Below are 8,671 nucleotides of genomic sequence, written 5' to 3'. Positions count from 1 at the left end.
GTCAGAGCAAGTGTATCGCAAGCGTTCGGATCCGCATCCTGCAGCATTCGCTGCTCGATCTCGAGCGGCTTCACATAATACGTGTTGGAGTCGGAGTCGGTCACCTCCGTGAGAGAGCCGTCGGCCTGCAGGGCCGGGATGGTAAACTGCGGTACCCATCTGATGGAATTCGAGCCGTTGGACTGTGAGCAGTCGACTATGCTTCCAGAATCCATGTCCACGCAGTATGAGGGGATGCCGTTCAGCTGGCCGAACCCGCCGTACTGCAGCATGAATGTGACGCCGTTAAAGGCAAAATCGGGCTGGGTGTTGTCAGCCTGAGTATGTACATAGGTGATCTGCAGTGGTGCGTCGAAGTTCACGAAATTGCTGCCGCTCTTGAGGCCGACGAACCGGTTCCAGTCGTTCGGGCCTGTTTCCCACGTGTAGAACGTCGGGAGCACGTTCCATGCCTGCCAGCCGCAAACCTGGCTGCTATTCCAGGGACAGGCAAGAAGGCTGACATTGGCCGGTGTCGGATCAATGAGCGCTCCGCTCATGAAGCCCCACTGGTACTGCTGGTAGGTGCCGGTCGTGGTCGAAACGACGCTGTGAATGCCATCCATGAGCACCAGATTGGTTGCGTCGAAGGTGTAGCTGGTTGTCGTGGTCTGTCCGGACATCATATTGCTGTAATAGGGGTCAGCCGGGTTAATTCCCGATGCACTGGACTTCAGACACTGATCATAACATGCGAGATTGCCGGGTACCGTGGAATCTCCCGGATAGACGAGGTCTTCCTTATAGAAGACAACCTGGGTGGAACTATCCGGCAAGGTGCAGCTGGTATATCCGGGGACGGTGCCCGAGGGTGCGGTATACAAGCACCCGCCGAGCGTTACATACGCCTGGCCTCCGAGTGAATCTGACCAGAAATTCAGGTTGCCCTGGGGGAGATGACTGACGTCTATCGTCGGAGTCGGGTTGGACGTGATCTGCGCCCAGGTACAGTTGTTATTGCAATTCTGCGGCATCTCGGCAACTTTAGCGAATACCTGGTTCGTATCGTCCCACACCACCTGGTACTGCGTCCCAGTTCCGCCTGACATGGGCTGCTCCCAATAATTGAGCGGAGTGTTTTTGATATCGGCCAGGGTGAGAAGGTTGCGGGTATGCTTCTTGAGCTTCCCTCCCGCTTTGAATATCGTGTAGTCTGTCGAGGTATTGTTCCGGTAATCGTGCGACGCTACGGTCTGGTTGTTATGAAGCGTAATGGCGTTATTATTATTGTTGTTTACCCACACGCCCCAGTAGCCTACATAACCCTGGTAGGTATTGCCGTCCTCGATAGCCGTGAAGGTGATCGGGAATCCCGAATTGCGCGTGACCCTTGCGCCCGCCATATTATAGAGGCCGTAGCTCCAGGCGCTTTGGTCGAATTTCGTTCTGCTGAGGCACGCTGTGCTAAGAGTATTGACATCCTGTCTCCAGAAGTCTGCGTCGTTGTAGGCGAATGCGAAGCTTTCATTCTGTGTTCCGCAGGTACCAGAGCTTACCTCGTCAATGAGTCCTGCGCCTGCCGTACCATCGGGCAACCTGTCAAGAGTGACCTTCTGCGTTGAGTCCTGGACTCCTCCACAGTCGGGATGAACGTCGTGAGAAACAAATTTAAGCAGGACGGTACCGGACGGAGCTGACCTGACCGCCTCCAGGGTGCCTTTGAAAGAGGCTTGCGCCGCAGGGACTCCGTTTACGATAGGATGTCCCGCAAAGTCCATCGTGAAGATGCCGTAGGGGTTCGTGGTGCTCGTTCCCTCGCTGATAACAGCCTTTCCATAGATGAGCGCCGCCTGATCGTTGTCGCTCGCCGGCTGGTGAACCCATACCCTCACATATTGCGGGGAATTGTCATCGGCACGGGATGCGTCTACCGTGAATGTCATGTAGGCGGGCATGTTCGCGCCTGATGACTGGTTCTGGGCCTGCTGCCCTGCGGCGGCCGGGTCAGCGTTGTTGGTGCTGCAGAGGTTCTGATCAACCAGTGCTGTATAGACGCCTTTGTTGAGCATCACATCATATTTCGTCTGGCCCATCATGCAGAGGATCTGGTTGATGGTCTTAAAGGCGTCGCTGGTGCGCTCCTGGACATAGACGTTCGGCTTGTCCGTATTATAGTCCGTCGTTGCCGCCAGGTTGCTGGGAATGACTCCGATAAGGAGACCTTTCAACTGCGGCTTGACAGGACTGGCGTCGGTCGAAGTCTGCGCCGACACCACGCTCACGTTGCTGGTCACGACCAGGGCGCTGCCGTGATTGTTGGCGCCGCCCAGGATCACGCCACCGCCTCCTCCGCCACCGCCGCAGGCGGTGAAGATGAATACCAGGGCAAGAAACAGGAACAGCATGTTGATGCGCTTACTGAACTTCATACAATCCTCCTTAAATGATTAAGCTTGTGCTGTTACGATTTTACACAAAATATTATGTTTAATACATAAAATAATGTGCAATACTGGTGCCTATAGTAATACCATATAAAATCAATTAGATAACTTGACTCGACAATATCGTGACTGACGGCTTATTGACAGTAGTCTCGAATATAATGTTTTGATCGATATGAAACTTAATGAATTTTTTGGCAATATGTTGAGTCGAACGAACTCGGCAGCATTCCGCCGTTTTTTGTCATGTTGCGACTCAATAGTATTCGCAAACATGACTTCATCGCCTGGCATGCGTGGTATCTACGTATCGGCAGAATCCTAAGAATCTTAATGGAGTATTTCTGACTGATGAGGATGGCAATGGGAGAGGCCGCGCCGATGGGATTCTCGGAATTGTGTCAGTTCTGACTCATTGACAGTCGATCACGGTGTAGAGTAATATCCCGTTATGAAATTCAGGATCCTGTCGGACTTCAAACCTACCGGCGACCAGCCGCAGGCCATCGTGAAGCTCTCGGAAGGCATCACGAGCGGGCAGCGGGACCAGGTGCTCCTGGGCGTGACCGGTTCGGGCAAGACCTTTACCATGGCGAACGTGGTGGAGCGGGTGCAGAAGCCCACGCTCGTGATCGCGCACAACAAAACGCTCGCGGCACAGTTGTATAACGAGTTCAAGGAGCTGTTCCCGGAGAACGCGGTGGAGTACTTCGTCTCCTATTACGACTACTATCAGCCCGAGGCCTACCTGCCGACCACGGATACCTATATCGAGAAGGACTCCTCCATCAACGAGCAGATCGACCGCATGCGCCACGCGGCAACGAACTCGCTGCTCGAGCGGAACGATGTGATCGTCGTGGCGTCGGTCTCGTGCATCTACGGCCTGGGCTCTCCCGAAGCGTACCACGGCATGCTCCTGTTCCTCGAAAAGGGGCAGCACATCGATCGGAACGAGATCCTCCGCAAACTCGTGGACATCCAGTACACGCGGAACGATTTCGACTTCCACCGCGGTACCTTCCGCGTGCGCGGCGACGTCATCGAGATCTTCCCGGCCTCGCACGAGACGACGGCCGTGCGGGTCGAGCTGTTCGGCGACGAGATCGACGCGATCAACGAGTTCGACCCGCTCCTCGGCTCGCCGCTCCAGAAACTGGAGAAGATAGCCGTGTATCCCAACAGCCACTACGTGATCCCCGACTCGCGCATGAAGACGGCCATCGATGGAATCCACGAGGAGCTCCGGGAGCGGATCCAGCACTTCCGCAGGGAGAACAAGCTGATCGAGGCGCAGCGCATCGAGCAGCGCACGATGTTCGACCTCGAGATGATCCAGGAGATGGGCTACTGCCACGGCATCGAGAACTATTCGCGCCACCTCTCGGGGCGGGCACCGGGCGAGCCGCCGCCCACGCTGCTCGACTACTTCCCGAAGGACTATCTCCTGATCATTGACGAGTCCCACGCGACGATCCCGCAGATCGGCGGCATGTACAACGGAGACCGGGCGCGCAAGCAGACGCTCGTCGAGTTCGGGTTCCGGCTGCCGTCGGCGCTCGACAACCGGCCGCTCAATTTCGAGGAGTTCAACGCGCGCACGAACCAGATCGTGTACGTTTCGGCGACGCCGGCGGACTACGAGGTCGAGCGGTCCGAGGGCAGGATCATCGAGCAGGTGATCAGGCCGACGGGGCTCACGGACCCGACGATCACGGTCAGGCCGGTCAAGGGCCAGGTGGACGACCTGCTGAACGAGGTGCGAAAGCGCGCCGAGGCGCATGAGCGCGTGCTGGTGACGACGCTCACGAAGCGCATGGCCGAGGACCTGACCGAGCATTACAAAGAGCTCAACGTGAAGGTGGCCTACCTCCACTCCGACATCGAGACGCTCGAGCGCGTGGACATCATCCGCGACCTGCGCATGGGCAAGTACGACGTGCTGATCGGGATCAACCTCCTGCGGGAGGGCCTCGACATCCCCGAGGTCTCGATGGTCGCGATCCTGGACGCGGACAAGGAAGGCTTCCTGCGCTCGACGCGTTCCCTCATCCAGACCATGGGACGGGCGGCGCGGAACGTGAACGGCGAGGTGATCCTGTACGGCGACAAGATCACCGACTCCATGCGGAACGCGATCAATGAGACGAACCGGCGGCGCACGGTACAGGAGGAATACAACGTCAGGCATAACATCACGCCCATTTCCATCAAGAAAAACATCCAGGCCGCGCTCAGGACCGTGTACGAGCAGGACTACTTCACGGTACCGATCGCCGCTGAGGATGCGGGCGAATATGTTCCGACCGTGAACATCCCGCAGCTCATCGCATCGCTCGAGAAGCAGATGCGTGCAGCGGCAAAGGTGCTGGACTTCGAGGCCGCGGCCGGGCTCCGGGACAAGATCCGGTCCCTCCGGCAGCAGGAAATGGCCGTTGGGGTGAAGGTGGAGTAAAGACAACACTCTCGTTGTTGTCCGGTTGCTGCAATCCTAGCGTTGTACGGAGGCTGCTTCCAAATTGCCTTCTCAAGCTGCTCCGCCCTCCGAATTCCGCACGCGGCGATCCCTGTTCCCTATTCCCGTGCTGTATACTGTTCTGTCACCTGCTCCCTGTCTCTTTGCACACGCATAATGCACACACGCATAATGCCTTGCAATTTACGAATGGCTGTAGTACGCTCGTCTCATGGAGAGAACAAGGTACTTCATGTCGATCAATAAATTCAGGCCCGACTCCGACCGGGCGCAGATCAACAAGACGGTCCCGTTGCACCGGGATTGGGCGAAACAGCAGCTCGCAGCAGGGGTACTGGTGCAGGCCGGCAAGTGGGGCGATCACGGCGGCATGATCGTCATCAAGGCGACGACCAGGGAGGAAGCCGACAGGGTGGTGAACCAGGACCCTCTCGCCCGGGCCGGGCTGATCGAATTCGAAACAGGAGAGCTCCACCCGGCTGTTGCGTTCAAATAGGCGAGGACGAAATTGACAGACTCCGGACCGGTTCCGAGCAGGCCTTTTTTCCAGGGAGCAGGTAGGGACAGTGATAAAGACGGGTGCCCAGTAATTTCGTAGGGCCGTTCCGGGAACACGCGTGGGTTGGGGAAAGACTGAAAAGCAATGTTAGTTTTTCCGGCCGGAATACAGATGTTGCTCTGTATCCTCTTCCTGCTCCCGCATATCGCAAGAACAGGGTGTCGTGAGAATTTGACAATGCGGTCGTAAAAAAGAGGGAATCCCTATGCGAGACAACAACACCCGGGCTCGCAAACAAGCAGCCGTAGAATTCCTCCAACTCGTCGTGGCAGGCCGCATCGATGATGCCTACCAGAAGCACGTGGACCTGGGAGGCAAGCACCACAATCCCTTCTTTGCTGCAGGTTTCCCCGCGCTGAAAAAGGCGATGATCAAGAATCATGTCCAGTTCCCGGGCAAGCAGCTCACCGTCAAGAACATGCTCGGTGATGGCGACCTGGTGGCCGTGCACTCCCACATCGTGCTGCATCCAGGCGAGACAGGCATATCAACCGTGCACTTGTTCCGCTTCCATAGCGACAGGATCGTGGAATTGTGGGACATCGGCCAGTCCGTGCCCTTGGATTCACCGAATGAGGATGGGGCATTCTAGTAACGAGAGAATCAGATTCTACGCACCATGTGAGGAATATTGACCGCAAAGAAATGGCGCCTTCTGTCGCCGTAGAGCGGCTATACAAGAAGCACGCGAGGGGAAGCCCGGCGAGGACGGTCTTGGCCACTCTGAAGGCGGCATTTTATTCTCCCTTTCGAGCTTTTTGATGGACAAATCCGGCTTAAAGTTGCTTCAGTGCATTGCGTTCGGCATCGAGTACGATTATTACGGATTGCCGTCACATCTGATCTCATGAACTAATCCGGGCCTGTGCCCGATTCATGCTAGAGGGGAATGAAATAACGCCTTTGGTTTCCCTGTCCATTCTTTCACCTCTGCTTGAGGAATGCGAAATATTTCGTTGTCAAAGTCATCCCGGCTGGGTACAATGGTCCCCACATTTTCGATATGGATACGATCTTTTTTCTCAAGGGGCTCATCATCGGTTTTGTCATCGCTGCACCGGTCGGCCCGATCGGCGTCCTCTGCGCGCGCCGCACGCTCCTGTTCGGCAGGCGTGCCGGGTTCTTTTCCGGCATGGGCGCGGCGACGGCCGACGCCATCTACGGGTTTGTGGCTGCCTTCGGCCTGACGCTCGTGTCGAACTTCCTCATCGGCCACAATGTTTTTCTCAGGATCGTGGGCGGCACGCTCTTGTGCACTCTGGGCGTCAAGGCACTGTTTGCGGATACGGACCCGAAACGAGATTACCCCAAGACCCTCAAAAAATTCGCAGGCATGTACTCGTCCACGTTTATCCTGACCTTGACCAATCCCATGACCATCTTCTCCTTCGGCGCTGTCTTCGCCGGGTTCGGGCTCGCCGAGATCAAGGGAAGCGCCTTTTCCGCCGGCGTCCTTATCCTCGGCGTCTTCCTCGGTTCGGCGCTCTGGTGGCTGTTCCTCGTCGGCATCTTCAGCATTTACCGCAAGCGGTTCCATTCCGATCAACTTCGCTGGGTGAACTTCATCTCCGGCGGCATCATCATTGCCTCGGGCCTCCTGGCCCTCCTGAGCCTGGAGTGGTAAGCCGGGACTCCGTTTCGCCTTTTCCGCTGGTCATCCCCCCCGGCACATTCTCAGAGTGGCCCTGCGAAATATCCGGGCCCCTCGTTACTTTCGGGACGCCGGATGCGGCAGGAAGGACAATGGACCATTCATATGTAGACTTAGATCAAGGCAACGGCATGCGATGATTGTGAGAGGCGATAAAAGATGTCACCTCTATGCTGAGACGGAAATAAAAGTCCCATAATAAAATCGGGCACGGGACAAGAAGCATCCCCTGTTGATCAAAAAAATCCGTAACAAAGAAACCGAGCCTTTCGTATTCCTCATGGCGTAAGACCGCGGCCTATGATAAAATCCCGGTAAAGGGCCAGAAGATCATGGATGGTTTAAACTGCTGGGTCCTGTTCGATTCTCAAGCAGGGATAGGGGACTGCAGACAGTGTGTCAGTCCATTCGTAAAAAAGGAGAACGGCCGTCTCAAATGGTTTTTCCATTGCAATCGAAGAGAGTAGCAATACATGAGAAGAGTAACCTTTGACATATCAATGTCCCTAAAGGGTTGTATCGCCGGGCCGAACGTGAGGAGGGGTCACTAGCCATGAACATCGAAATCTCTGCGAAAGAATACCGCGACCTGCTGGACATCCTGCACATCGCCGACGTGGTGCTGTCCGGACACCGGAGGGGAGCGGACCCGCGCAGCGTGCGGCACCACGCGCTCATTCACAGGCTCTATTCCCTCGCAAAGGGAGAAGGGCTTGACCATCTGATCAGGTATAATGAGGGCGAGAAGGTCTATGCCCCCACCGATGAATTCGAGCAAAACACCCTCGCCCATGTGGCGGTCAATGAGTTCGGCGAGCACCTCTTCTGGGATGAGCTGATCAACCGATTAACGGAGCGGGACGCGGCGCGGCATGCCGGAGGGCGCGATCGTCTCAACGCACTGAGCGACAGCGATCGTCTGGCGGTGGAAGGACCCATCCGGCATCGGTATATGCAGGAATTCTCAAGCAAGGGCATTGCCAACCTTGCGGTCATCGAAGGCTTCAGCAACATCGGAAGCGAGCCGGTCAGGACATCGGACTGATTGTATCTGGACATGCCCCGCCACTGATACCTTTATTACCGGCCCTCCGCCTCGGACGATTCATACCAGAACAATTCGAGCGACTCTCTTGGTCGTCCTTTTGTACGCAAAGGGCATGACCGTATTCCGTTCCTGCTCGTTTGCAAACACCTTCAGGGCCTGTTCACTTCCCCGCAGGGAAGGCCTTGTCCAGCACGTCGAAATTAACCTCATTAACGTTTGTCAAAACCGCACATACTAAGGTGTGAGAGGCGGAGAGCGGAAAATCTTGCCCACCTGGCTCCGGTGTTATAATTTAAGCGAGACAGCGTTGGAGGCTGGTGCCGCGTCGCTGACAAGAGCACCGCCTGAATAGCAAGGGGAGATTCAGGAGGAAGGAGGCGCATGGGACAGTCATTGTCACGCAGATCAATATAGCAAACTGGTTCGAGATTCCGGTCAGGGACCGGGAAGAGCCATTAAATATTACGAAAAGTGCACGATGTAAAGTTGTCCCCCCAAGACATGGGGGGATGAA

General features: G+C 56.1%; 6 protein-coding genes. 5 read left to right on the top strand and 1 reads right to left on the bottom strand.

The genetic code is table 11. The features are described from left to right. Positions 1–2,408 (bottom strand): hypothetical protein (locus VL197_06970; protein ID HUJ17718.1); only part of this gene is annotated, 2,408 nt, incomplete at its 3' end. Positions 2,409–2,874: 466 nt separating this feature from the next. Between VL197_06970 and uvrB the strand changes: the two genes are divergently transcribed. From uvrB to VL197_06945, 5 genes are all read left to right on the top strand, one after another. Continuing rightward, on the top strand, positions 2,875–4,878 hold the full coding sequence (gene uvrB / locus VL197_06965) for an excinuclease ABC subunit UvrB (protein HUJ17717.1): 2,004 nt from the start codon (positions 2,875–2,877) through the stop codon (positions 4,876–4,878). Between the two features lie 232 nt (positions 4,879–5,110). Then, a complete protein-coding gene (locus VL197_06960) occupies positions 5,111–5,395 on the top strand; it encodes a YciI family protein (GenBank protein HUJ17716.1) in 285 nt (94 codons plus the stop codon). Between the two features lie 268 nt (positions 5,396–5,663). After that, positions 5,664–6,050 carry a nuclear transport factor 2 family protein gene (locus VL197_06955; protein ID HUJ17715.1) on the top strand — a complete coding sequence of 129 codons (387 nt, stop codon included), beginning with the start codon at positions 5,664–5,666 and terminating at the stop codon, positions 6,048–6,050. A 411-nt stretch (positions 6,051–6,461) separates the two neighbouring features. After that, positions 6,462–7,082, top strand: coding sequence for a LysE family transporter (locus tag VL197_06950; GenBank protein ID HUJ17714.1), 621 nt, complete (start codon positions 6,462–6,464; stop codon positions 7,080–7,082). Positions 7,083–7,662: 580 nt separating this feature from the next. Then, on the top strand, positions 7,663–8,154 hold the full coding sequence (locus VL197_06945; protein ID HUJ17713.1) for a hypothetical protein: 492 nt from the start codon (positions 7,663–7,665) through the stop codon (positions 8,152–8,154). Positions 8,155–8,671 lie beyond the last annotated feature (517 nt).

The sequence above is a fragment of the Nitrospirota bacterium genome, assembly GCA_035516965.1.
Taxonomy (GTDB): Bacteria; Nitrospirota; UBA9217; order UBA9217; family UBA9217; genus MHEA01.
Note: the sequence above shows the minus strand (reverse complement) of the source record. Positions and strands in the feature narration are given on the sequence as shown.